Below are 23,661 nucleotides of genomic sequence, written 5' to 3' on the forward strand. Positions count from 1 at the left end.
AATATCAATGATTTTTATACTAAAAAGCAAAAAACCAGCCGAAGCTGGTTTTTTATATAAGGGAGGTGCTTAAACGGTGATGTTTATCACATCATTCCGCCCATACCACCCATTCCGCCCATGCCGCCCATATCAGGTGCACCAGCAGATTCGTCTTTAGGGATTTCAGCTACCATTGCTTCAGTAGTGATCATTAGACCCGCAATAGACCCTGCAAACTGTAGCGCAGAGCGTGTTACTTTAGTTGGATCTAGGATACCCATTTCAATCATGTCGTTGTATTCGCCAGTTGCTGCGTTGTAACCGTAGTTACCATCGCCGCCTTTAACTGCGTTAATTACAACTGATGCTTCGTCGCCTGCGTTAGTTACGATTTGACGAAGTGGTGCTTCCATCGCACGAAGTGCAACTTTAATACCGTGGTTTTGATCTTCGTTGTCGCCAACTAAATCAACTAGCTTGCTAGCAGCACGTACAAGTGCAACACCGCCGCCAGGTACTACGCCTTCTTCAACCGCTGCACGAGTTGCATTTAATGCATCTTCAACGCGGTCTTTTTTCTCTTTCATTTCGATTTCAGTAGCAGCACCTACTTTGATAACTGCAACACCGCCAGCTAGTTTAGCCATGCGCTCTTGAAGTTTTTCTTTATCGTAGTCAGATGTAGCTTCTTCAATTTGTGCTTTAATTTGAGAAACACGACCAGTAATACCCGCTTCTTCGCCAGCACCATCAATGATAGTTGTATCATCTTTAGTGATAATTACGCGTTTAGCTGTACCTAGGTCTTCAACTGTTGCTTTTTCAAGCTCTAAGCCGATTTCTTCAGAAATAACAGTACCGCCAGTTAATACAGCAATATCTTGTAGCATTGCTTTACGACGATCGCCAAAGCCAGGTGCTTTAACAGCTGATACTTTAACAATACCGCGCATGTTATTAACTACTAACGTAGCTAGTGCTTCGCCTTCAAGGTCTTCTGCAATGATTAGTAGTGGTTTACTTGCTTTAGCAACCGCTTCTAATGTTGGTAATAATTCACGGATGTTAGATATTTTTTTATCTACAAGTAGAATAAATGGGTTATCTAGTTCAACAGTGCCTTTTTCTGGGCTGTTGATAAAGTAAGGAGATAAGTAACCACGGTCAAACTGCATGCCTTCAACAACATCTAGTTCGTTTTCAAGTGATTGACCTTCTTCTACAGTAATAACACCACTGTTGCGGCCTACTTTTTCCATTGCTTGAGCAATGATATTACCAATCTCTTGATCAGAGTTAGCTGAAATAGTACCTACTTGTGCAATTGCTTTAGTATCAGAACAAGGAACAGATAACGCTTTAAGCTCTGCAACAGCAGCAATAACTGCTTTGTCGATGCCGCGCTTAAGATCCATTGGATTCATGCCTGCTGCAACAGCTTTAAGGCCTTCATTAACAATAGACTGTGCAAGTACTGTAGCGGTAGTTGTACCATCGCCGGCTGCATCATTTGCTTTAGATGCAACTTCTTTAACCATTTGTGCGCCCATGTTTTCAAACTTGTCTTCAAGTTCGATTTCTTTTGCTACAGAAACACCATCTTTAGTGATAACTGGAGAGCCAAATGATTTGTCTAGTACAACGTTACGGCCTTTAGGACCTAATGTAACTTTTACTGCGTTTGCCAGGATGTTTACGCCAGTTAGCATTTTAGCGCGTGCGTCACCTGCAAAAAGTACTTCTTTTGCTGCCATGTTTTAAATTCCTCTAAATTCTTAAATGTTTATAAACGAAAAGTAGGTTTAGCCTACAATGCCTAAAATATTATCTTCACGCATGATCAGGTACTCTTGACCTTCGATCTTTTCAACTTTTTCAACATATGAGCCAAATAACACAGTGTCACCGGCTTTAACTTCTAACGCTCTCACGTCACCGTTATCTAAAACGCGACCATTACCTACGGCTACAACTTCTCCGCGAGTTGATTTTTCAGCTGCAGAGCCAGTTAATACAATACCGCCAGCAGATTTTGTTTCTTCTTCTAGACGTTTAACGATTACGCGATCTTGTAAAGGACGAATGTTCATGTTTTTTAGTTCTCCTAACAGTTTCTGAACAGTACAGAAAAAAGCTTTTCTAATTTGCATTCATTAATGGGGGTAGAGTGTAAAATTCCAAGAGAAAAAATGATAAATTTTTAATCTTTTCGCTCATATTCGCCATCAATAGTCGTTGGTCGTTCCATTTGCCCTTGCTCTCGTTCAGCATGTTGCTGCCCAGCAAACGGCGATGGCCCTTGTTGCCTACCTGCGCTCATTCTAACAGTTGCCTGGCTAGCAAGACCTGCGGCCAGTTTGTTACGAATTGCAGGCGTTAATAATAGTAACCCAAACACGTCGGTCATAATGCCAGGGGTAAGTAATAATACCCCTGCAATTACAACGCATATTCCGGTAAATAATTCTTTGGCTGGCATTTGCCCTTGCGCCATTTGCGCTTGTACGTTTTGCAGCGCACCCATACCTTGTGTTTTAACCATTTTGGCACCTAAAATCGCGGTAATAACAACAAGTGCAATTGTTGCAAATCCGCCAATCACATCGCTTACTTGAATCAGCAAAGCGATTTCGATAATAGGGATGATGATAAACAACACAAATAAAAATCTAAACATAGCGCTCTCTAAATAATGACACTCAAAAGAGTTGATGAAATATAAATGAGGGTGACTAGGTCTCTTTTCAAGGTTAGGGCATAGGTATAGTCATTTTACTGATATTTAAGCGTCTACACATTGTATCGGCTATCAGATACTATGAAGCTAGACACTGTCCAATAAGAATAGGTTCATAATGACTACGCATTTTAAAATGATTTTTACGACTTGCAAAGACGAAGCAGAAGCACGCAGCCTAGCAAGGGCGTTGGTAGAAAAAAAGCTAGCAGCTTGTGTAAATATTTTACCTAACATGGGCTCTATTTATATGTGGGAGGGCGAAGTAGCAGAAGCAACTGAAGCCAAGCTACTTATAAAAACAAAAGCAGATAAAATGAACGATGTGTTTTTAACAATAAAAGAGCTACATAGCTACGAAGTGCCGGAGATTCAGGTTGTAGAAGTTTCAACCGGTAATTTGGCGTATTTTAATTGGATGGACGAGGTACTGAATTAATGCGTTTTTTCTTTTTATTGTTGGTTACATTATTAACTGTACCCGTAAAGGCTGCGACTAATAATGTGCTTGGTGATCTACTTGGGCCTCCGCAACAGACTTTTTTACCTGTAGACCAAGCGTTTGTTTTTGATTTTGACCAGCAAGGCAGTACCTTGTTTGTAGGTTGGGATATAGCGCCAGACTATTATTTATATAAAAAGAAAATAGAAATTATCGCCAAAGGTGCAAACATTCAAGTAGGCGATTCTGGCCGTGGCGAAATTATTGAAGATGAATTTTTTGGTAAAACAGAGGTTTTTTTTAATTCCGCGAGTGTTATTAGTAAGCTAAGTAATGTAACCGAAGGCGCTGTGGTTAAAGTTCGTTACCAAGGCTGTGCAAAAGCAGGGCTTTGCTATCCACCAGAAGTAATCAGCATCCCACTTAGTGTTATTAGTGGTGCACAGGTTAAAAGTGTAGACCAAAATAACACTACAGATGAAGCAGCAACTGCGCAAAGCACATTTGCAGCACTCAACGAGCCAGCTACTGAACCTACAACAAATTCGGATGATACCGAAAAAGAACTTACTTTTACTGAACAGTTAGCAAGTCAGGGCTTAATAACTAATTTACTTATATTTTTTGTTGTTGGTGTAGGCCTTGCTTTTACGCCTTGCGTATTTCCAATGTTTCCTATTTTGTCGAGCTTAATTGCGGGTCAGCAAAACCTTTCAACTAAAAAAGCGTTTGCGTTGTCGTTTGTATATATACAAGGCATGGCAGTTACCTATGCAGCGCTTGGTTTAGTTGTTGCGGCGCTTGGTGGGCAAGTGCAGGGGTATTTACAGCATCCATTTGTATTAGTTAGCTTTAGTTTACTATTTGTATTATTGGCTATGTCGATGTTTGGTTGGTACGAAATAAAACTGCCAAGCAGTATGATGAGCAAGCTAACTCAGGTAAGTAACAATCAAAAAGGCGGCAACTACGTTGGCGTATTTTTAATGGGCGTACTGTCGGGATTAATAGCATCACCGTGTACTACTGCGCCACTGTCGGCAGCGCTCTTATTTGTAGCGCAAAGTGGTGATTACTTAGTAGGTGGTTTAACGCTATACGTGCTTAGTTTAGGTATGGGGTTACCACTTTTATTACTTGGTACATCTGGTGGTAAATTACTGCCTAAAGCAGGTGGTTGGATGGAGCAAGTTAAAACTTTGTTTGGCTTTGTAATGCTTGTTGTGCCGCTTATATTACTTGAGAGACTAGTAAGCGCCGACATTATATTATTAATGGCCGGTGTGCTTGCATTAGCAACGGCACTTTACCTACATCACTGGCAAAGTAGCCAAACACAAAGCAAGTTAAAAACTGCATTATGGTTTGCTGCAACGCTATTAGTTATGACAGGGTTTACGTTAACTAAAAACTACTTTTGGCCAGTACAAGCTGTGCAAGTAAGCTCACAAAGTAATGAGTTTAAAAAGGTGGCGGATTTAGCTGAGCTAAAAGAGGCCGTAGCGCAAGCGAGTAATGAAGGTCGAATGGTTATGGTCGACTTATATGCTGACTGGTGTGTGGCGTGTAAAGAGTTTGAGCATTACACGTTTCCAGATGCCAAAGTGCAAAGTGAATTTAGCCATTATCAGCTAATTCAAGTTGATTTAACTAACAGTGACAATAAAACAATTGAGTTAATGGAAGAGTACACCGTGTTTGGTTTACCTAGTATTTTGTTTTTTAACACCCAAGGTAAAGAGCTAACTACACAACGTGTAACCGGCTTTTTAAACGCAGAAGATTTTGCTAAACACCTTGCTACAGTGCGCGCCAGCGCACAATAATAGTGCAATAGAGCCACTTGGATATACCAAGTGGCTTACGACTCCCTCCTAGTTATTCGTTCCCAAAATAGAGATTGGACCAGTATTTTGCTGCTATTTACATCGAAATCACTATAATAGTTGGTTAACGTGAGAATTTGTTGCTACATTACTTTTTTCTGCTTACTTAAAAGCGAAAAACTACTTAGCAACCGCTTAACTCATTACTTATAGGATATATCGCGTATTATGGCTGCAAAATTTAACCTTTTAGTTATAAATGGTCCAAATTTGAACATGCTTGGCAAACGTGAACCGGATAAATACGGTTTTCAAACGCTAAGTGAAATTATGAGCGAACTAACCAGTGCCGCTGATAGTCTAGATGTTGAGTTAGCACATTTTCAAAGTAATAGTGAGCAAGCCCTCATTGAGCGAATACACAGTGCTTGGCAAGCGGTTGATTACATAATAATTAACCCTGCTGCATTTACGCATACAAGCGTTGCATTACGTGATGCATTGCTAAGTGTTGATATTCCGTTTTTTGAAGTGCACTTAAGTAATGTGCACGCACGTGAAGCCTTTCGTCATCATTCGTATTTTTCTGATGTGGCACAAGGCGTGATATGTGGATTAGGTGCAATGGGTTACCACGCAGCATTAAATGCCGCTGTGAGCCGGTTGAAAAACTCGATTTAATTTTAAATTAACACACAAACAAACAGGCGGGTCGTGTAATGGATATTCGCAAGATAAAGAAGCTTATCGAATTAGTAGAAGAATCAGGTATTGCTGAGCTAGAAATCACTGAAGGTGAAGAATCAGTACGTATTAACCGTAACAACATGAGCGCAGGCCCTGGTTACCCGCAGTTTGCTCCACAGCAATATGCACCGGCGCCAGCAGCCCCAGCTCCAGTTGCAGCAGCTCCTGTAGCAGTTGAAGCAGCAGCTCCAGCAGAACCTACTGGCCATCAAGTTAAATCACCAATGGTTGGATCTTTCTATGCAGCAGCGTCTCCTGAAGCTCCAGCGTATGTAGAAGTTGGTCAGCAAGTTAAAGTTGGCGATACGCTTTGTATTATCGAAGCTATGAAAATGATGAACCAAATTGAGTCAGATAAAGCCGGTACAGTAAGAGCTATCTTAGCTGAAAATGGCGAGCCAATAGAATTTGATCAACCTCTATTCATCATTGAATAATAGCGTAACCTAAAAGGCCAACTCTAATGTTAGATAAAGTAGTCATTGCAAACCGAGGTGAAATTGCACTTCGTATATTGCGCGCCTGCAAAGAGCTTGGGATCAAAACGGTTGCTGTGCATTCAACGGCGGATCGCGATCTTAAGCATGTATTGCTTGCAGATGAAACCATCTGTATTGGTAGACCATCAGCAACTGAAAGTTATTTAGATATCCCGCGCATTATTGCTGCGGCTGAAATAACTGACGCTGTAGCGATTCATCCAGGTTACGGTTTCCTTGCAGAAAACGCTGATTTTGCCGACCAAGTTGAGCAAAGTGGTTTTGTATTTATTGGTCCAAAAGGTGACACTATTCGCCTTATGGGTGATAAAGTTTCTGCTATTTCAGCAATGCGTAAAGCAGGCGTTCCATGTGTACCAGGGTCTGATGGTCCGGTATCAGATGATAAAGAACGTAACATGCAAATCGCTAAACGAATCGGTTACCCGGTAATCATCAAAGCCGCTGGTGGCGGTGGTGGTCGTGGTATGCGTGTTGTTCGTAGCGAATCTGAACTTATTGATTCAATTGCATTAACACAGCAAGAAGCTAAGCAGTTCTTTGGTAATAGCATGGTTTACATGGAGAAATTCCTTGAAAACCCACGCCATATCGAAGTTCAAGTATTAGCAGATGGCCAAGGTAATGCAGTACATTTAGGTGAACGTGATTGTTCTATGCAACGTCGTCACCAAAAAGTAGTTGAAGAAGCACCAGCGCCAGGTATTACTGCAGAAACACGTAAATTTATTGGTGAACGCTGTACACGTGCATGTATCGAAATCGGTTACCGCGGTGCAGGTACGTTTGAGTTTTTATACGAAAACGGCGAGTTTTACTTCATCGAAATGAATACACGTATTCAGGTTGAACACCCTGTAACTGAAATGGTTACTGGTATTGATTTAATCAAAGAGCAGTTAAAAATTGCTGCGGGTCAACCATTATCATTCACGCAAGACGACGTTGTTATTCGTGGTCATGCCATTGAGTGTCGTATTAATGCTGAAGACCCTGAAACGTTTATCCCTTCACCGGGTAAAATTACACGTTTCCATCCTGCTGGTGGCTTAGGTATTCGTTGGGACAGCCATATTTACGCTGACTATACGGTTCCACCACATTACGATTCAATGATTGGTAAGTTAATTACTTACGGTGAAAACCGTGACGTAGCTATTGCCCGCGCGCGCAATGCACTTAACGAGCTAGTAATTGACGGAATTAAAACTAATACTCCTTTGCATAAGAGAATTCTTGCAGATGAAAACTTCCAAAATGGTGGTACTAACATCCACTATCTTGAGAAGAAATTAGGATTGTAATTCTAGTCTGTAAAAAGGCGTTTTATCTTAGTTAATAACCCGAGTTATTAAGCTGATTTAAATAATTGAAAATCCGATATCAGGAGACTGATATCGGATTTTTTAATGCCTGTAATTTAAGTTTTATAGGCAATAAAAAAGTCCATAAAATATACTGCAAAGAGTAAATTCGATGGACTCAATATTTATATAATATGTTGAACTAACATTACACTAATTTAGATTCAATTAACTGTAGTGCTTCTTCTAAAATTGTTTCTACTGCTTTTTTAGCGCGCTCAGGATCGCGTGACTTTATAGTCTCTAAAATATCAGCGTGCTTAGCAACATCTGCGCCCGGTACACCTTTAATGTGGTTTGTATAACGAATACTTACTCTAAGGGCTGTACTAATAAACTCAGTTAACTGCACAAAAAAGCGATTGTTACTGGCCACTAATATGCTGGTATGAAAAGCAATGTCGGCTTCTAATGGGTCGTCTAAGCCTTCGTCTGCTTCAGCCATACGGGCTAAGGCACTATCTATATCAGCGAGTTGTTCAGCAGTTGCATTTAGTGCTGCAAGAGCGGCCGCTTGTGGTTCAAGGGCTACGCGTACTTGAGTAAACTCTTTTAATAACGACAGTGATGGCTTACTGCTTAAAATCCAACGTAGTACGTCGGTATCAAACATGTTCCAGCTACTTTCAGGTAATACACGAATACCTTGCTTAGGACGCGATGAAATTAACCCTTTAGCAGAGAGCATTTTTACCGCTTCGCGGGTAGCGCTGCGACTTACATCATACTTTATACATAAATCGGCTTCAGAAGGCAGGCCTTCGCTTACAGGGTAAACACCACGCACAATAGCAAAACCCAAATCGTGGGTTAATTGTTGTGTTAAATTTTGACGGGGTTGGCTTTTCATTGCGCAGGATTCCGAGTTGATATATTGCTTTATTATATATCATATATCATATTAATGTACTTAAGGATATGATATAAACTTTTAATTAGCTAAATATTTTAACACAGCAATAACGACTTAGTTTGGCTCTTTATACTGTAAATGTAAGTTTATAAAGGGTTTAAATAAAATTGAAAATGCGCTGTATGGAGAGTTGAATTTGAACACCCTAGCTCAATATCATAGTCTTTCTGGTAAAGTTATTTTTATTACAGGCGGTGCATCAGGCATTGGTAGAGCAATGGTTAAATCCTTTGTAAACCAAAATGCAAAAGTAGCATTTATAGATATTGATGATAAGGCAGCGCAATCGCTTATTCGTGATTTACCCAATGCAAAACTATGGTATAGGCAAGTTGATGTAACTGACTCTCATGCACTTCAGCAATCACTTGTGGATGCATGCGCCGCTTTTGGTGCCATTAATGTACTAGTTAATAATGTAGCGAACGATCGCCGTCAAGCAAGCGAAGACGTTACAGTGCAAGACTGGGATCAGTGCTTACAAATAAACTTAAACCCTGCATTTTTTGCATCTCAAGTTGCTATGTCTTTTATGAAGGGCGATGGAGCGGGCAGTATCATTAACTTTAGTTCTATTAACGCTATTATGGGGCAACCTCAAATGGCAGGCTATGTAACCGCAAAAGCAGGCCTAATTGGTATGACTAAGGCACTGGCTCGCGATTACGGCGAGTTTGGTATTCGCGTTAACGCTATTTTACCAGGGTGGGTGGCTACCGACCGTCAACTAGCAAGCTGGTTTACCGAAGAAGAGCAAGTTAAGTGGATGGAAGCCATGGCGCTTAAAAAATTAGTAACTCCTGAAGATGTTGCTAATTTGGCACTCTTTTTAGCCGCCAATGAAAGCAGTATGATCACCGGGCAAAGTATTAAAATTGACGGTGGGAGGCTTTAAAGCTTGGCTACTTCATTTCTTTTTATTGCTGTTGACTGGGGCACGAGCCATTTACGCGCTTATTTGTGCGAAGTACGAGCGCAATCAACACTTAAACTATTAGCACAACGTGATGGCCCTGGCGTTGTTAAGGCAAATCAAAATTTTGAGCAAACCCTAATCGACACCATTGCGGTGTGGAAGCAAGAATATGGCAGCTTACCTATATATATTGCAGGACAAATCACCTCAAGCATCGGCTGGCACGAAACACCTTATTTAGAATGCCCAATTAATCCCGAAGGGTTACTTAATGCTGCTGTTAGCTTTGATTGCGATGGACATATTATTAAAGCGTTACCTGGCACAAAGTGTACGCTGCAAAATGGCTTGTTTGATGTAATGCGCGGTGAAGAGCTGCAAATTTTAGGGTTTTTAAAGCAAAACCCAGAGTATCAACAAGGTAAAATATTACTCTGTTTGCCTGGCACACATACCAAATGGGTGCTTATAAACAATGGCGAAATCATTTGCTTTAAAACAGCCATGACCGGTGAGTTATATGATTTGTTATGTCATCAAAGTGTTTTAATTCCTAACGACTGTGCAGAAGGTGAGTTTGACTTTAAAGCATTTGAGCAAGGCTGTGAGCTAACTTTAGGTAGTGATAGCGGTAACTTGGCACATGGTATTTTTAGTGTGCGTACCCGCCAGCTTTCAAAGGAGTTAACGCCAGTACAAGCTAAAGCCTATTTGTCGGGTGTATTAATTGGCAGCGATGTACGAGCAGCTCGCCACGCTAGTGAATGGCAATTATTAAGTGATACACAAGTTGTGGTGATTGGCACAAAGCAGCTGAATAAGTGTTTTACTACGGCGCTTAACCAAATAGGTGTGAAGTGTGTTGAGTTTGATATTAAAACAGCGACGCTTAGTGGCTTTAATTATTTATTTAATTTAGAGTCAAAAAAATAAACCCCTTTATAACGGTTAAATTATAAAGGGGTTAACAGGAAGCTATTATAACTGAATAATTAAGCGCTTTTAGCTGCTTGGTTATGCTCAATATAATCATTAAGCGCAGCAACTTGCGCCTCATTAAAACGTAGTCCTAATTTACTGCGGCGCCATAAAATATTGTATGCGTTTTCTGCCCACTCTTCATTTAGCAAGTAATCTACTTCTGCTGCAAATAAACCATGGCCAAAATCCTGGCCTAAATCACTCAGCCCAGTTGCACTACCTAAAATATGTTTAGCACGAGTACCATAAGTGCGTACAAAGCGTTTAAGTGTTATTTCAGGTAGCCATTCGTATTTTGTTTTTAACTCTGATTTAAGTGCTTCTACAGAGCTAAAATCACCACCAGGGAGCGGACTATGTTTGGTCCACGCATTGCTCATTTGCGGATAAAAATCTTCAAGCTTATTAACCGCAGCTTCGGCAAGTTTACGATAAGTAGTAATTTTTCCACCAAACACACTCAATAGTGGTGTTTGCTTAGCATCACTCGAAAGCTCTAATTTATAATCGCGAGTAACGGCTTGTGCATTAACTGATTCGTCATCAAGTAATGGGCGTACACCAGAAAAGGTATGTACTATGTCTTCGCGTTTAATCGGTTGTTTAAAGTAGGTATTAGTAATATCAATTAAGTAATCAATTTCTTCATCACTAATTTTAACGTCTTGTGCTTCACCTTTGTGTTCTACATCGGTTGTGCCAATAAGTGAGAAGTCATCTTCAAACGGAATAACAAACACAATACGCTGATCTTTATTTTGTAAAATATAAGCTTGTTTTTCATCGTGAATACGAGGCACTACAATGTGGCTACCTTTTACAAGGCGAATATTTTGTGGTGATTTTTCTGTTAGTGCTTCGTCAAATAATTTAGCAACCCAAGGACCCGCAGCATTAACAATCCCTTTGGCAGAAATGGTGTATTTAGCTTTACTCTTTTGCTGCTCAAGCGTTACCTGCCATTTACCTTGCTCACGTTTAGCATGTACACACTTAGTTTGCGTGGTAATAACAGCACCTTTTTGCTGCGCTGCTAGGGCGTTTAAAACGACTAGGCGAGAGTCATCAACCCAGCCATCTGAGTATTCAAAACCTTTAGTAATAGAGGGTTCTAAAACGCTATTTTCACCAAATTTAATGCTTCGAGAACCCGCTAGTGTTTCGCGTTTTGCTAGGTTGTCATACATAAACAAGCCAATACGAATCATCCACGCAGGGCGGAGGTGTTTTTGATGCGGCAATCTAAAGGTTAGCGGCCACATAATATGAGGTGCGTTTTTAAGTAGCACTTCACGCTCTGCTAGCGCTTCTTTTACTAATCTAAATTCGTAATGCTCAAGGTAGCGCAGACCGCCGTGGATCAGCTTAGAACTGTTTGAAGATGTTGCACAGGCAAGGTCTGATTGTTCGCACAATAGAACTTTTAACCCTCTGCCAGCTGCATCAGCTGCTATTCCAGTGCCGTTTACACCGCCACCGATGACTAGTAAGTCATATTCGTTATCTGCTAATTCCACCGAGCTAACCTTTTTATTTGTAATATAAATAAGACATAAACATCATAAAGCTGCTGTTTTCATTTGACAATAGAAAACCCAGTTTTTTATTCGTTAATTTTGACGCCAATCCATTTTCAATTTAAAGCAGTAAAACATGCCTTTTAAATCTAGCATTTAGCTAAGTTAAAAAAGCAAAGTGGCTAAAGTACTGGCCTTAACCACTTAGTATTTACTGCGGGCAGTTTTTATTCGTTAAGCACACTTGAGCTACGCAGTGCTGCCATTTTGCGTATAGATCGTTACGCTCGTCGGCACTCATGGTGGGCTCAAAGCGACGGTCGCATGTCCACATTTTAGATAACTGTTCAGTTGACTCGTACACACCTGCTTGCAAGCCTGCTAAATAAGCGACCCCTAAAGAGGTGGTTTCGGTCACTGTTGGTCGCTCAACTGTTGCACCTAAAATATTTGATAAAAAGGTCATAACCCAATTATTTTTTACCATACCGCCATCTACACGAAGCACACTTGGGCGAAGGCCATCACGCTCCATCGCTTTTTGTAAATCTTTGGTCTGGTAGCCAACTGATTGCAGCGCTGCAGCAACAATAGTGCTAATACCAGAGTCGCGTGTTAGCCCTAAAATAGCGCCACGTGCATTAGGGTCCCAATAAGGAGCGCCTAAACCAGTAAACGAAGGCACTAAAAATACACCATGATCGAGCGGTACATCTTTAACCATCGACTCACTTTCGCCAGCATGGCTAAGTAGTTTTAAGCCTTCAACAATCCACTGCATAGTTGCGCCAGCCATAAATATACTGCCTTCAATGGCGTAAGTTGGCTTGCCGTTTAATCTATAAGCAACAGTGGTCAGTAAGCGGTTTTCTGAGGTCAGTGCTTTTTCGCCAGTGTTAAGCATTAAAAAACAGCCAGTACCGTAAGTACTTTTAGCCATGCCTTGTTCAAAACATGCGTGTCCTACAAGCGCAGCTTGTTGATCGCCTGCAATACCACAAACACGAATTGGCGCGCCAAAAATGTCAGCGCTGGTTGAACCAAACTCGTCAGCTGAATCCATTACTTCTGGCAGCATAGATTCTGGAATATCGAATAACTCTAAAAGCTCTTGATCCCACTGCTGGGTATGAATATTAAATAACATGGTGCGCGATGCATTGGTTGCATCGGTTCGGTGCTCTTTACCGCCAGTTAGCTGCCAAAGTAGGTAAGTGTCAACCGTACCGAAGGCGAGTTCGCCTGCAAGGGCTTGTTCGCGTGCGCCTTCAACGTTATCTAAAATCCAACGAACTTTAGTGGCCGAAAAATAAGGGTCGAGTAATAAGCCTGTTTTATCGCTTATTGTTTGGCAAAGCTCATCAGTTGTTAGGCTTTCGCAATAGTCACTGGTGCGACGGTCTTGCCATACAATAGCGTTATAAATTGTTTTGCCTGTTTTTTTGTTCCATACCAAAGTGGTTTCGCGCTGATTGGTGATACCAATGGCAATAATTTCTTCAGGCTTTACATCGTTTTTAGTTAACACTTCGCGACTAGTGCTAAGCACTGTTTGCCAAATATCGTTAGGGTCGTGTTCTACCCAACCATTTTGTGGAAAATGCTGCGAAAATTCTTGTTGTGCTGTACCAAAAACGTCTGCATCTTTTGTAAACAAGATGGCCCGAGAGCTTGTGGTTCCTTGATCAATTGAGAGTATGTATTTGGACATGATATTTGTGTTATTTATCTTATCTTATATATGACTAGATTGCCTTTAACCGAAGTTAATGGCAATGGTTTTTTCTTAAAATAGCAGATTAAAAAATAAACACGCTGATATTTGCTGGTAACTCTTTTATATAAAAGGCGTTTTATTTTTGCATTATTTTAAGGGCGTATGCGGCTATTGATTAAAATAACCGCTTAAAGCTTATTATTACTTGGTGTGAGGTTTAGCTTGTTGCCAATCCATACCGGTAGAAAAGCGATTATCAAACCCGCGCCACTGTGGCAGCGGCTTACCATCAACAACAGCTTGGTCGCCGTTTTGTGGTAAATCTAAGTATTTACACTCGCTGGCTATGCCTTTTACGTGGCAATCCATCATGGCAAGTACAAAGTGTTTGTTGGTCTCGTTTAGTGTGCGCATAGACCACGAAGGCTCGTAGTAATGGCCTATATCTAGCTCACTGCTGCTTTGTGCAATAGCAGGGGCTGGGTGTGGTGCAATATTATGGCGTGCATTTTTGTAAGTAAGCATGTACTTATATTTGCTGCCTGTTTGTTCATAAAGACTTTTAATGCCTTCATAGCCTGAAATGTCATCTAAGTTACCGGCTACATAAAGCGAAGGTACTTTAATATTTGCCATTGCTTTGGCATCAAATATAGCGTGCTGTCCGCCCCACGGTGCAAAGGCCACCATCGCTTTTATACGAGGGTCTATTTTTGGGTTTTGGTATTGTCCACCAGCGCAGCTGTTTAGTAATTGCTGTACTTTTTTAATTTGAGCTGGGTCTTTCATACCCGTAAACATAGCCGTAGTTTGCTCATTAAAAGCGTAACAACCACCTATCGTATTTACCGCGCCATAGCCACCCATTGAGTAACCAATTACACCTGCGCTTTTGTTATCTATCTGCTTGCTGGCAAAGTTGTTTTGCTCATTAAAGTAATTAATTACAAACTGCTGATCGCGTGAGCGATTTATAAGCGTGCTAAAAAAGCCAGAGAACGGTGCGTTTTTAAAATCAACATCGGCATTGGTTGAGTCAGTATGGTCAATAGCTACCACAATGTAACCGTGCGACGCTAAATGCTCGCCAAGGTAGTACATAATTGTACGGTAACCGGTATAACCGTGCGAAAGCACTATCACAGGGTAGTGCTCTTTATTATTAATGGCGACATCACGCATTGCATCGGCTTGCAAAGTAAACTCTTTACCTGAGCGAGTTTCATCTGTGTAGCTGCTAAGTGGCGCTTTTGCTGTATTTGCAGCCGGATACCACACCTCTACTTTTAAAGGACGATCTTTTTGACCTTGTGTAGCGGGGTCAAATTGCGCAGGGTTAACTAAATCAAGTGTTTGCACACCTACATTGTAGCTACCTTTAGCTGCAAGCTCTGGCAGTACTTCGCTAGTGATTGGCGGGTATAGCTGCTCTGGTTTATTAGATTCAGCAACAGCTACACTGGCAGATAAACTGCACGTTGCAAGTAATATGGCTTTTGAAAGCGCCTTGAGTGTGTGTGTCATTGTGTGTCCTTGTTGTGTATTTTTATTTTTTAATTAGTCAGTTCAGCCGACTCGACGGCATTGCTGTATTGCAGCTGCCACTGTGCTCGCAAGGTATCCATTATGTTCATAACTCGTAAGCTAGTACTGAGGGGCAACACGCTGCTTTGAGTTTGTTTTTGTAATATACACTGCGTGACATGTGCAATTTCAAACTTAAAGTTTTCATCGTCACTAAAGTTGTATTCAAAGTACTGAGGGTCTTGGTCTTTTATGTGTAGCTCTAGCGTTTGTGCACCTACAAACTGAGGTATTCGAATATAGCCAAGCTCACCATTAATACATGCTTCTGTTGGGCCACTTTGTTGTAATGCGCTGGCAAGAGATGCAAATTGCCCGTTACCGTAATCAACTAAAGCAGTGCTTCGCTCATCAATACCGGTTGTGCTTTTATGTACAAAGGATTTGATGTGTTCAGGGGCTTTATTAAATACCACATCAGCAATCGAAATAGGGTAAATACCTAAATCGAGCAGGGCGCCACCCGCTGTTACAGGGTTCATTAATCGGTGAGTGTCGGCAAAGCTGCCAGGTAAACTAAAGTTGGCATTAACACTGTGCACATTACCAATAACACCTTCACTTAGGAGCTGTTGTAATTTTACTATGGCTGGTAAAAACCGCATCCAAACGCCTTCCATTAAAAAGCAGTTTTGTTGCTTGGCAAGCTCAGTGAGACTTTGCAACTGCTTAGCATTAACGGTGATTGGTTTTTCGCTTAGCACGTGCTTATTGTGTTTTAAGCATTGGGCTATCGTTTTAAAGTGTTGATCGTGGGTATTGGCAATATAAATAGCATCTATATTTGGGCATTGCATAAGAGCTTGATAGCTTTCATAGCCTTGAATATTGTACGGTGTGGCAAATTCTTTAGCGCGCTGTATACTCGTTGATGCCGCGCCAATAAGCTGTGCATCACTGCAATGCGCAATGCTTGTAGCAAAGGTGTGAGCTATATTGCCACACCCAATAATTCCCCAATTAACCTTTGCCATGCTTATTCCTTAAGTTTATTTAAAAAGACGTAATTTGTAATCCTGAACCCGCTGAACATACGTAAATATCAGCATTTAAATTAAAGCGTTCAAAGTAATGCTTTTCTACCGCTGCTTTAATTAGTGGTACTTCCGCATCACGACATAAACATACAATTGCGCCACCAAAACCACCCCCTGTCATACGAACTGCGCCACGCTCGCCCATCGCTTCTTTACAAATTTCTACTAAGCCATCGGTTGCAGGTACGGTTACTTCAAAGTCGTGTTTAAGTGATTGATGCGATGCAGCCATTAGCGTACGAAGTGCATCCATATCGTTATTTTGTAGTGCAGTAGTTGCTGCAATTACACGGTCGTTTTCGCTAATTACGTGGTGTGCACGTTTATATTCGTTTTCGCTTAATGTCGCTTTTACTGCTTGCAGGCCAGCCATGGTGGCTTGGCGAAGTGTTTCTACACCCATTTTTACAGCAGCTTGTTCGCAGTCAATGCGGCGCTGGTTGTATTCGCTATCAACCAACTTACGCGGGTAGTTTGAATTAACAATAACAATATTTAAATCATCAGGAACTTTAACTGATTTGGTTGCGAGGTTTTCACAGTCGATTAATAGTGCATGACCGTTCTCGCCTTTAGCTGAAATAAGCTGATCCATAATGCCGCATTGGCAATGCATAAAGTCGTTTTCGGCTTCTTGGCCAAATAGCGCAATTTGCTCTGGCGGTAAACCAAGCTGTGCAATATGGTTAAACATACCGCCTACAGCAACTTCTAGTGCGGCCGATGACGACAAGCCACTACCTTGCGGTAAGTTGCTGTCAATTAGTACGTCGGCACCACGCAGTGTGTAGCCCGCTCTTTTAAGAACATAAGTAACAGCACGAATGTAGTTACCCCATTGCGACTGGCCTTCAGTGATTTCTTCATCAACACTAAAGCTGTCTTTTTCGCCTGGGTAATTTAAAGAATGCACAGTAATAATATTGTCGTCGCGCTCTTTAAACATCACTTGGGTACGAAACTCTAACGAACACGGTAAAACAAAACCGTCGTTGTAGTCGGTAAATTCGCCAATAAGGTTTACACGCCCCGGTGCTGCTGCAATACCTTGAGCAGGCGCGCCATACAGTGACAAAAATTGTTGTTGGAATTCGTTAAGCTTCATCTGTGTGTCCTGCTGTATCTTTATAGTGTGTTGTACTGGCTGCTTTTAAAATAGAAGCAGCGGTTTCTGCGCTTAAATCGCGCTGGCTTTCGCCTAGCATTTCGTAGCCTACCATGTGTTTTTTAACAGTAGCAGAGCGAAGTAGCGGCGGATAAAAATGGGCATGCAAACGCCAATGTTGCTCATCAGAGCCTCTGTTAGCCGGTGCATTGTGCCACCCCATTGAGTATGGGAAGCTGCAATTAAATACGTTGTCGTACTTAGTGGTTAATACTTTAAGTGCCTGTGCCAAAGAGTCGGTTTGGACATCGTTTAGCTGGCTAAAGTTTTGAATATTATCTTTAGTTACTAGCATTGTTTCAAACGGCCACGCAGCCCAAAATGGCACAACAACAAGCCAATGTTCGTTTTCAAATACAACACGTGTTTGATCTGCTTGCTCTTTTTGTGCGTAATCGGCAAGCATAGCTGTACCATGCTTTTTATAATAAGCAAGCTGCTGGGTATCTTCGGCTTCTATTTCGGTTGATAAATGCGAGTGGGCCCATACTTGGCCGTGAGGATGAGGTTGCGAACAACCCATTATCTCGCCTTTATTTTCAAAAACTTGTACGCATTCGTACTGCTGTGCAAGCTCTGTGTAATTTTGTTTCCAGGTTTTCACTACTTCGTGCAATGCGTTTTGGCTAAGCTCTGGTAGTGTTTTATTATGCTCTGGAGAAAAACAAATTACGCGGCATTCGCCACTGGCTTCGTCGGCAATAAATAAATCACTGTCTGACTCTAAGCTTTGTAATTGCTCGCTGGCATTAGGCGTTAATGCACCAAAGTCATTTCTAAATACGTGTGTGTATTTATAATCTGGGTTACTGTCGCCATTTGCACGGGTATTACTTGGGCAAAGTGGGCAGCTTTCATCGTGTTTTGGTAATACGTTTTCGTTAACGGCTTCTGTTGCGCCTAACCATGGGCGGTTATTACGATGTGGTGACACTAATACCCAACGACCCGTTAGCGGGTTTTTACGTCTGTGAGTACTTTCTAATAAAGCCATGTTAACTCTCCAACCCACTTGGGTAATTAGTTTGCCAGCGCCATGTGTCGTTTGTCATGTCGCTAAGTGTTAGTTCTGCGTACCAGTTAAGTGTGTTTTGCGCTTTTGTAGCATCGGCGTAGTTACAGGCAATATCACCTGCTCGGCGCGGTGCAATCTTATACGGAATATCTTTATTGGCTGATGCGCTAAATGCGTTGATCATATCAAGCACAGAATAACCTTGCCCTGTGCCTAAGTTGTAAGCATGAAATGCGGTATCTGTTTTATGCTGCATAAATGCCGCAACATGACCTTTAGCTAAATCTAAAACATGAATATAGTCGCGCACACCTGTGCCATCTTCGGTGTCGTAGTCGTCACCAAAAATATTAACCACGTCACGTTTACCTACTGCAGTTTGGGCAATAAATGGCATTAAGTTATTAGGAATACCATTAGGACTTTCACCTAATAAACCACTTGGGTGTGCACCTACTGGGTTAAAGTAACGAAGCGCAATACCCATAAATTGACTGTTGGCATTACATACGTCTTGCATGGCTTGTTCAACCATGACTTTAGTCCAACCATAAGGGTTCGTTGCGCGTATAGGGTGCTTTTCGTCAATAGGGAGGTAGTCTGGCTCGCCGTATACTGTAGCCGATGAGCTAAATATAATATGGTTAACGCCTTCATCTTGCATGTTTTGTAGCATGCTTAATGTGCCCGACACGTTATTTTGATAATAACGCAGCGGTTGCTCGGTAGATTCGCCAACGGCTTTTAAAGCTGCAAAGTGAAAAACAGCTTCGGCTTTAGTGTGTTTTAGAGCGAGCTTAAACTGTTGCTCGTCTTGAATGTCGCCCAAAATAAACTCAAACCGAGTACCCGTAATCTTTTCGAGTTGGTCAAGTACCCGCGCACTTGCATTAGACAAGTTATCATAAATAACAGGCGTAATACCTGCTTCATGCAATGCAATACATGTGTGGCTACCTATGTAACCCATGCCGCCAGTAACTAAAACTTTCATGTTATTTCTCGAAAAGTGTATTTATATGATAAATACTACTATTAAGGTGGTTTAAAAACAATAGTTATGATTGCTGAGTAATTCAAATAAAAGCATAAAAAATATTCAGCTTAAACACTCATCTGCCTTTTAAAGGAATACTTTTATATTAACTAACATAGGCTTAGCTTTATCAATTAATTCTATAAACTGATTCAACTATTGGCCTAATTATCAGCAGTAAGTCGGGGTGCTAATATAGCGAAAATAAAGTAAGGAGAGATCAACATGAACAAAACAATTTTACTTACCGGCGCAACCGATGGCATTGGGCTAGAAACTGCAAAGATGTTATTAGCACAAGGTCACACCGTATTATTACATGGCCGCAGCCAAGCAAAGCTCAATGCGCTACAAGTAGCTTTAACCGAGCAATACCCAAATGCAAGTACACATACTTATATTGCTGATTTAAGCGATATGAGCCAAGTTCAAACTTTGGCAAAAAATGTATTAGCCGATATGGCCGAAAATAATAACCAGCTCGACGTATTTATTAATAATGCAGGCGTTTATCAATTAGTTGATGCTACAACAATTGACGGCCTTGATGCTCGCTTTGTTGTAAACACGATTGCGCCATATCTTCTTACAAAACTATTATTACCTGTCCTTGGTCATGATTCGCGAGTGGTTAATGTGTCATCAGCTGCGCAATCAAGCGTTAACTTAAATGCACTTATAGGTAACACTGAACTTTCTGATAGTGCGGCTTATGCACAAAGTAAATTGGCTATTACTATGTGGTCACGTCATTTAGGGCTTGAGCTTAAAGATATTGGGCCATTAGTTGTATCGGTAAACCCTAAATCGTTACTGGGAAGCAAAATGGTAAAAGACGCTTACGGTATAGATGGTGGGGATTTAAAAATTGGCGCAGATATTTTTTGTCGCGCAGCGCTTAGTGATGAATTTAAAGATGCCGCAGGCCTGTATTTTGATAACGATACAGGACGCTTCGCGCCTCCTCATGTTGATGCACTTGATAATGCTAAAAATCAACAACTAGTAGATACGTTAGACAGTATTTTAGCACAGCTTAAATTAGGTAAAGCATAATGAAAAAGCATGTTACCTGGACAGTACAAGGCCAAATTAAAGAAGGTAAATACGATGAGTTTTTACTGGTAATGGCACAATTAGTTACTTTGGCTAAAAGTGAAGCGGGCACTTTAGTGTATGAGTGGACAGTAAGTGATGACAAGCGCAATGTACATATTTACGAGCGTTACCAAGATGAAGATGCTGCTAAAGCGCATCTTGCTGGTTGGGGCGAAAGTGGCCCACTATTTTTAAGCGTAGTTGATATGGATAAAGTAACGGTATTTAGTCAATTATCAGAAGAGTTTGCACAAGCCTTTGCAGGCCCAAGCAGTGTATTTATGAAACCTGTGGGTGGCTTTGTAAAGTTTTAGAGAAAATACCCATTGTTGATCTAAAGAGCTCACCTCATCAGTGAGCTTTTTTTTAGTGGCATTACTGCTCTTGCTGCAAGCGCTCGTATAACCAATCTTTTAATTCTGTACGTTCGTGTTTTAATAGATGCATTTGCTCATCGCTTATGGGCGCATCTTTGAGCTCTAACACTCTAATCTCTTTATCTAGCTTGTCGTACTTATCTGCTTTTTTTGCAAATTCAGTATCGCTTTCATTTAACTCGGCAATGGTCTTTAAGTACTCTGGAAAGTCGTTTGTTAATGAGTGGTCTTCGCCTAACATATTCGCTCCTTAGTAGGATATAAATGAGCTCACAAGTAAGTGAGTTGTATAAGTGAATTACTGCCTTTCATATAATACACTGGGGCTTACATAGATATAATTCAACCATCGAGCCACTAATTTGATGTAGCACAAACAATCTGTTTATTTTGCTCAGTAAGGCATTTCACCAAAGTATTTAATAGTGCGATCAATAAATGCACGTACTTTAGAGGTCAATAATTTATTGTTGGGGTATACAGCCTACGTAGGTGTATTAACTAATCGTAAAAAGCTTAGGGTTCGATATTATTGCTCAAGGTGCAAGGAATCTCTGGCTAGAGAAAATAAATTTAAATATCATCATGATTCAATACGTTAGTAAATCTCTTAACCAGAGTTAAAGTTTAGTAAACCAATACCCGCTAAAGGCTTTTAAGCATTTTAGCTAAAAGAGTTAATTTTTAACGCTTTTTGCTAATTTATGTTGGTTAATTAATAGTGGTAGAATGCAGCGCTTAGTACCACTTGTGTAAAGTAGTGGTCAATAATTTATAAGGTCTGTTGTGTAATGCTGTTGATGATCGACAACTACGATTCGTTTACTTACAACTTAGTGCAATATTTTCAGCGTTTAGATCAAGACGTTTTAGTGAAACGTAATGATGAGCTAAGCATTGCACAAATAAAACAGTTAAACCCGCAGCACATCGTGTTATCGCCAGGGCCATGCACCCCTAACGAAGCGGGTATTTCACTAAATGTTGTTGAGCAACTAAAAGGGCAATATCCTATTTTAGGGATTTGCTTGGGGCATCAAACTATCGCACAAGCTTTAGGTGGAGATGTAATACGTGCTAAAAAAGTAATGCACGGTAAAACATCACCCATAGTTCATACTAATAAAGGGGTGTTTAAAGGCTTAGCTAATCCGTTAACGGTATGTCGTTATCATTCTTTAGTGGTTAAAGCGCAAACTCTGCCTAAAGAGCTTGAAGTAACCGCATGGACTCAAACTGAGCAAGGCGAGTTTGACGAAATTATGGGGTTGTTACACAATGAACTTGCTATCGAAGGTGTGCAGTTTCATCCCGAAGCTATTTTAACTGCTCAAGGCTTAGAACTGCTTGATAACTTTTTAACTCGCTTCTAATGTTATAATACACATAGCATTTTATACTTTATTAATGGATGTCATGACTGAACTTGTAGCCCAGCAGCGTACTGCCAAAATACTAAGCCAACGAGCTCATGACTTATTGCTTGGGCACAGCTTTGCGCATCAGCAAATTGGTTTCATTCATACATTAGATATAGATTACGGCGAACCCATGAAGCAGCGTACCTTGCTGCAGGTTGAAGTGGCCGCACAGAATAAACGCCAGCAAAGCAGTACTGCACATCATAAGTACCGCGCTCAAGCCAGTGAGCAACTGCACAAAACAATTGAAACAGCTATATATAAGCAGCTCGAAGATATAGATGGCGTAATTCATAGCACCATAGGTATTGAAGATGGTATTGCCAATATACTCGATATATTAGCGGTAAAGTCAGCGTCGGTAGGGCGTTTAGAGCCATTGGTTAATGATATAAGCTGGTTGGGTAGGGAGTTAGTAACGCTCGTTAATTTACCTTACTATCGTAATCAACGTAGTAAAAACACGTCTGTAAAAGTAGATAAACCATCGCTTGCCCTTCGTTATATTGGCCTTGATAACTTACAGCTAGTTATTCCTACATTTGCTGCCCGCCATTGGATGCCACATAGCACCGAACCATTTTCGTTATTAAAGCGTCGTTTACGTGACAGTGCCATGGCAAACGCCATTGCTGCGCAAAAAATTGCACAAATTAATAATGTAAATGACGTACATGCATTTACTCTTGGTATGCTTTTAGATGTAGGGCGAATTGCATTAGTGCGCTTGTACTTAAAAACGTTTGAGCAAATATGGCAACGTAAAGTACAGCTAGCCCGAAATGAAAACCAAAAAGATTTACACACCGCATTATTAGAGCTTCAGCCCGACCCGCTATTTTTAACTACTCTACTTAGCAATAAATCGATAGAAGTAAGCGCTAAGGTAATAGACAAAATGGCTTTTAAATATTTACCGTTCAAAGGGGTAATGCAGCAGCTAGTAAATGGGGTAGATAAGGGCGATACATTACTGCCATTAACAGAAGTAATGCTAAAGGCACGGTGCTATTCTCAATATCTTAATTTAAAAGAACATCAACTTATTGAACCTGATGAAGCTCTGAGCTGGTTTTCGCACTTTAAGTTCACTAAAACGGAACTAAAAACCCTCCAATCGAGTAATTTTACCAATTTAGCTATTCAAATTGACTAAAAATCTGAATTTTTTGTTAATTTTTTTGCGACTAACCATTCATTCTCACCTTATTGTTATATTACATATTTGCCGATTAAAGCGTGTGCGCCTCTGTACTCATGCGGTTAGTTGCCTAAAAATAAGCATA

General features: G+C 40.8%; 23 protein-coding genes. 11 read left to right on the forward strand and 12 right to left on the reverse strand.

Annotation, left to right across the window (positions count from 1 at the left end; all coding sequences use genetic code 11):
* Nucleotides 1-86: 86 nt before the first annotated feature.
* The 3 genes from groL to H5090_RS13020 form a co-directional block, all read right to left on the reverse strand.
* On the reverse strand, nt 87-1,736 hold the full coding sequence (groL, locus tag H5090_RS13010; RefSeq protein WP_002958835.1) for a chaperonin GroEL: 1,650 nt from the start codon (nt 1,734-1,736) through the stop codon (nt 87-89).
* Nucleotides 1,737-1,784: 48 nt separating this feature from the next.
* Nucleotides 1,785-2,072, reverse strand: coding sequence for a co-chaperone GroES (locus tag H5090_RS13015; RefSeq protein WP_002958836.1), 288 nt, complete (start codon nt 2,070-2,072; stop codon nt 1,785-1,787).
* Between the two features lie 110 nt (nt 2,073-2,182).
* Entirely contained in the window at nt 2,183-2,659 is a 477-nt protein-coding gene (locus H5090_RS13020) for an FxsA family protein (RefSeq protein WP_002958838.1), read from the reverse strand.
* A 178-nt stretch (nt 2,660-2,837) separates the two neighbouring features.
* Here H5090_RS13020 and cutA point away from each other — a divergent pair, with 178 nt between their 5' ends.
* The 5 genes from cutA (at nt 2,838) to accC (ending at nt 7,538) form a co-directional block, all read left to right on the forward strand.
* Nucleotides 2,838-3,158: a divalent-cation tolerance protein CutA gene (gene cutA, locus H5090_RS13025; protein WP_002958839.1), complete on the forward strand. Its 321-nt coding sequence runs from the start codon at nt 2,838-2,840 to the stop codon at nt 3,156-3,158.
* Nucleotides 3,158-4,987 carry a protein-disulfide reductase DsbD gene (locus H5090_RS13030; protein WP_182695903.1) on the forward strand — a complete coding sequence of 610 codons (1,830 nt, stop codon included), beginning with the start codon at nt 3,158-3,160 and terminating at the stop codon, nt 4,985-4,987. The genes cutA and H5090_RS13030 overlap by 1 nt, the downstream gene beginning before the upstream one ends.
* A gap of 228 nt (nt 4,988-5,215) precedes the next feature.
* Complete coding sequence (aroQ, locus tag H5090_RS13035; RefSeq protein WP_002958841.1) at nt 5,216-5,668, forward strand: type II 3-dehydroquinate dehydratase; 453 nt, start codon at nt 5,216-5,218, stop codon at nt 5,666-5,668.
* A 38-nt stretch (nt 5,669-5,706) separates the two neighbouring features.
* Nucleotides 5,707-6,171, forward strand: coding sequence for an acetyl-CoA carboxylase biotin carboxyl carrier protein (accB, locus tag H5090_RS13040; RefSeq protein ID WP_002958842.1), 465 nt, complete (start codon nt 5,707-5,709; stop codon nt 6,169-6,171).
* Nucleotides 6,172-6,197: 26 nt separating this feature from the next.
* Nucleotides 6,198-7,538 carry an acetyl-CoA carboxylase biotin carboxylase subunit gene (gene accC / locus H5090_RS13045; protein WP_002958843.1) on the forward strand — a complete coding sequence of 447 codons (1,341 nt, stop codon included), beginning with the start codon at nt 6,198-6,200 and terminating at the stop codon, nt 7,536-7,538.
* A gap of 208 nt (nt 7,539-7,746) precedes the next feature.
* Here the strand turns inward: accC and H5090_RS13050 are convergent, their stop codons facing one another.
* A complete protein-coding gene (locus H5090_RS13050; RefSeq protein WP_024596672.1) occupies nt 7,747-8,448 on the reverse strand; it encodes a FadR/GntR family transcriptional regulator in 702 nt (233 codons plus the stop codon).
* Nucleotides 8,449-8,647: 199 nt separating this feature from the next.
* Between H5090_RS13050 and H5090_RS13055 the strand changes: the two genes are divergently transcribed.
* Nucleotides 8,648-9,406, forward strand: coding sequence for an SDR family NAD(P)-dependent oxidoreductase (locus tag H5090_RS13055; protein ID WP_182692714.1), 759 nt, complete (start codon nt 8,648-8,650; stop codon nt 9,404-9,406).
* Nucleotides 9,407-9,409: 3 nt separating this feature from the next.
* Entirely contained in the window at nt 9,410-10,360 is a 951-nt protein-coding gene (locus H5090_RS13060) for a 2-dehydro-3-deoxygalactonokinase (RefSeq protein WP_182695904.1), read from the forward strand.
* A 59-nt stretch (nt 10,361-10,419) separates the two neighbouring features.
* Here H5090_RS13060 and glpD read toward each other — a convergent pair whose 3' ends face one another.
* From glpD to galE, 7 genes are all read right to left on the reverse strand, one after another.
* The gene (gene glpD, locus H5090_RS13065) at nt 10,420-11,925 is read right to left on the reverse strand and encodes a glycerol-3-phosphate dehydrogenase (protein ID WP_182692712.1); all 1,506 of its coding nucleotides are present in this window, start codon (nt 11,923-11,925) and stop codon (nt 10,420-10,422) included.
* Between the two features lie 211 nt (nt 11,926-12,136).
* Nucleotides 12,137-13,636 carry a glycerol kinase GlpK gene (gene glpK, locus H5090_RS13070; RefSeq protein WP_033013631.1) on the reverse strand — a complete coding sequence of 500 codons (1,500 nt, stop codon included), beginning with the start codon at nt 13,634-13,636 and terminating at the stop codon, nt 12,137-12,139.
* Nucleotides 13,637-13,843: 207 nt separating this feature from the next.
* A complete protein-coding gene (locus tag H5090_RS13075; RefSeq protein WP_182695905.1) occupies nt 13,844-15,166 on the reverse strand; it encodes a dienelactone hydrolase family protein in 1,323 nt (440 codons plus the stop codon).
* Between the two features lie 29 nt (nt 15,167-15,195).
* Nucleotides 15,196-16,200 carry a Gfo/Idh/MocA family protein gene (locus H5090_RS13080; protein ID WP_182695906.1) on the reverse strand — a complete coding sequence of 335 codons (1,005 nt, stop codon included), beginning with the start codon at nt 16,198-16,200 and terminating at the stop codon, nt 15,196-15,198.
* 19 nt (nt 16,201-16,219) lie between these two features.
* Nucleotides 16,220-17,368 (reverse strand): galactokinase, encoded by a 1,149-nt coding sequence (gene galK, locus H5090_RS13085; protein ID WP_182692709.1) that lies wholly within the window; start codon nt 17,366-17,368, stop codon nt 16,220-16,222.
* A complete protein-coding gene (locus H5090_RS13090; RefSeq protein WP_182674093.1) occupies nt 17,358-18,422 on the reverse strand; it encodes a UDP-glucose--hexose-1-phosphate uridylyltransferase in 1,065 nt (354 codons plus the stop codon). The genes galK and H5090_RS13090 overlap by 11 nt, the downstream gene beginning before the upstream one ends.
* 1 nt (nt 18,423) lies before the next feature.
* The gene (gene galE / locus H5090_RS13095; RefSeq protein WP_149601995.1) at nt 18,424-19,437 is read right to left on the reverse strand and encodes a UDP-glucose 4-epimerase GalE; all 1,014 of its coding nucleotides are present in this window, start codon (nt 19,435-19,437) and stop codon (nt 18,424-18,426) included.
* A 267-nt stretch (nt 19,438-19,704) separates the two neighbouring features.
* Between galE and H5090_RS13100 the strand changes: the two genes are divergently transcribed.
* Together H5090_RS13100 and H5090_RS13105 are read left to right on the forward strand one after the other, a co-directional pair.
* A complete protein-coding gene (locus tag H5090_RS13100) occupies nt 19,705-20,535 on the forward strand; it encodes an SDR family NAD(P)-dependent oxidoreductase (protein WP_182695907.1) in 831 nt (276 codons plus the stop codon).
* Complete coding sequence (locus tag H5090_RS13105; protein ID WP_182695908.1) at nt 20,535-20,891, forward strand: putative quinol monooxygenase; 357 nt, start codon at nt 20,535-20,537, stop codon at nt 20,889-20,891. Before H5090_RS13100 ends, H5090_RS13105 begins: the two co-directional genes overlap by 1 nt.
* 61 nt (nt 20,892-20,952) lie before the next feature.
* On the opposite strand, the gene H5090_RS13110 is transcribed toward H5090_RS13105, so the two are convergent.
* Nucleotides 20,953-21,195, reverse strand: coding sequence for a YdcH family protein (locus H5090_RS13110; protein ID WP_002958856.1), 243 nt, complete (start codon nt 21,193-21,195; stop codon nt 20,953-20,955).
* Between the two features lie 550 nt (nt 21,196-21,745).
* On the opposite strand from H5090_RS13110, the gene H5090_RS13115 reads away from it, so the two are divergent.
* Both H5090_RS13115 and H5090_RS13120 read left to right on the forward strand, forming a co-directional pair.
* Nucleotides 21,746-22,327: an aminodeoxychorismate/anthranilate synthase component II gene (locus H5090_RS13115; protein ID WP_024596662.1), complete on the forward strand. Its 582-nt coding sequence runs from the start codon at nt 21,746-21,748 to the stop codon at nt 22,325-22,327.
* A 43-nt stretch (nt 22,328-22,370) separates the two neighbouring features.
* Entirely contained in the window at nt 22,371-23,531 is a 1,161-nt protein-coding gene (locus H5090_RS13120; protein WP_002958858.1) for an HDOD domain-containing protein, read from the forward strand.
* The last annotated feature ends 130 nt before the right edge of the window (nt 23,532-23,661 follow it).

The organism is Pseudoalteromonas sp. SR43-5 (genome assembly GCF_014163835.1).
In the GTDB taxonomy this organism is placed as follows: domain Bacteria; phylum Pseudomonadota; class Gammaproteobacteria; order Enterobacterales; family Alteromonadaceae; genus Pseudoalteromonas; species Pseudoalteromonas distincta.

Excerpts from the sequence above, each read along its gene's own strand:
- galK (WP_182692709.1), bottom strand. The coding sequence starts at position 17,368 with ATGAAGCTTAACGAATTCCAACAACAATTTTTGTCACTGTATGGCGCG.
- H5090_RS13020 (WP_002958838.1), bottom strand. The coding sequence starts at position 2,659 with ATGTTTAGATTTTTATTTGTGTTGTTTATCATCATCCCTATTATCGAA.
- H5090_RS13015 (WP_002958836.1), bottom strand. The coding sequence starts at position 2,072 with ATGAACATTCGTCCTTTACAAGATCGCGTAATCGTTAAACGTCTAGAA.
- H5090_RS13120 (WP_002958858.1), top strand. The coding sequence starts at position 22,371 with ATGACTGAACTTGTAGCCCAGCAGCGTACTGCCAAAATACTAAGCCAA.
- aroQ (WP_002958841.1), top strand. The coding sequence starts at position 5,216 with ATGGCTGCAAAATTTAACCTTTTAGTTATAAATGGTCCAAATTTGAAC.
- accC (WP_002958843.1), top strand. The coding sequence starts at position 6,198 with ATGTTAGATAAAGTAGTCATTGCAAACCGAGGTGAAATTGCACTTCGT.
- H5090_RS13050 (WP_024596672.1), bottom strand. The coding sequence starts at position 8,448 with ATGAAAAGCCAACCCCGTCAAAATTTAACACAACAATTAACCCACGAT.
- H5090_RS13115 (WP_024596662.1), top strand. The coding sequence starts at position 21,746 with ATGCTGTTGATGATCGACAACTACGATTCGTTTACTTACAACTTAGTG.
- groL (WP_002958835.1), bottom strand. The coding sequence starts at position 1,736 with ATGGCAGCAAAAGAAGTACTTTTTGCAGGTGACGCACGCGCTAAAATG.
- H5090_RS13100 (WP_182695907.1), top strand. The coding sequence starts at position 19,705 with ATGAACAAAACAATTTTACTTACCGGCGCAACCGATGGCATTGGGCTA.
- H5090_RS13110 (WP_002958856.1), bottom strand. The coding sequence starts at position 21,195 with ATGTTAGGCGAAGACCACTCATTAACAAACGACTTTCCAGAGTACTTA.
- H5090_RS13090 (WP_182674093.1), bottom strand. The coding sequence starts at position 18,422 with ATGGCTTTATTAGAAAGTACTCACAGACGTAAAAACCCGCTAACGGGT.
- H5090_RS13075 (WP_182695905.1), bottom strand. The coding sequence starts at position 15,166 with ATGACACACACACTCAAGGCGCTTTCAAAAGCCATATTACTTGCAACG.
- glpK (WP_033013631.1), bottom strand. The coding sequence starts at position 13,636 with ATGTCCAAATACATACTCTCAATTGATCAAGGAACCACAAGCTCTCGG.
- H5090_RS13080 (WP_182695906.1), bottom strand. The coding sequence starts at position 16,200 with ATGGCAAAGGTTAATTGGGGAATTATTGGGTGTGGCAATATAGCTCAC.
- H5090_RS13030 (WP_182695903.1), top strand. The coding sequence starts at position 3,158 with ATGCGTTTTTTCTTTTTATTGTTGGTTACATTATTAACTGTACCCGTA.
- accB (WP_002958842.1), top strand. The coding sequence starts at position 5,707 with ATGGATATTCGCAAGATAAAGAAGCTTATCGAATTAGTAGAAGAATCA.
- H5090_RS13105 (WP_182695908.1), top strand. The coding sequence starts at position 20,535 with ATGAAAAAGCATGTTACCTGGACAGTACAAGGCCAAATTAAAGAAGGT.
- cutA (WP_002958839.1), top strand. The coding sequence starts at position 2,838 with ATGACTACGCATTTTAAAATGATTTTTACGACTTGCAAAGACGAAGCA.
- galE (WP_149601995.1), bottom strand. The coding sequence starts at position 19,437 with ATGAAAGTTTTAGTTACTGGCGGCATGGGTTACATAGGTAGCCACACA.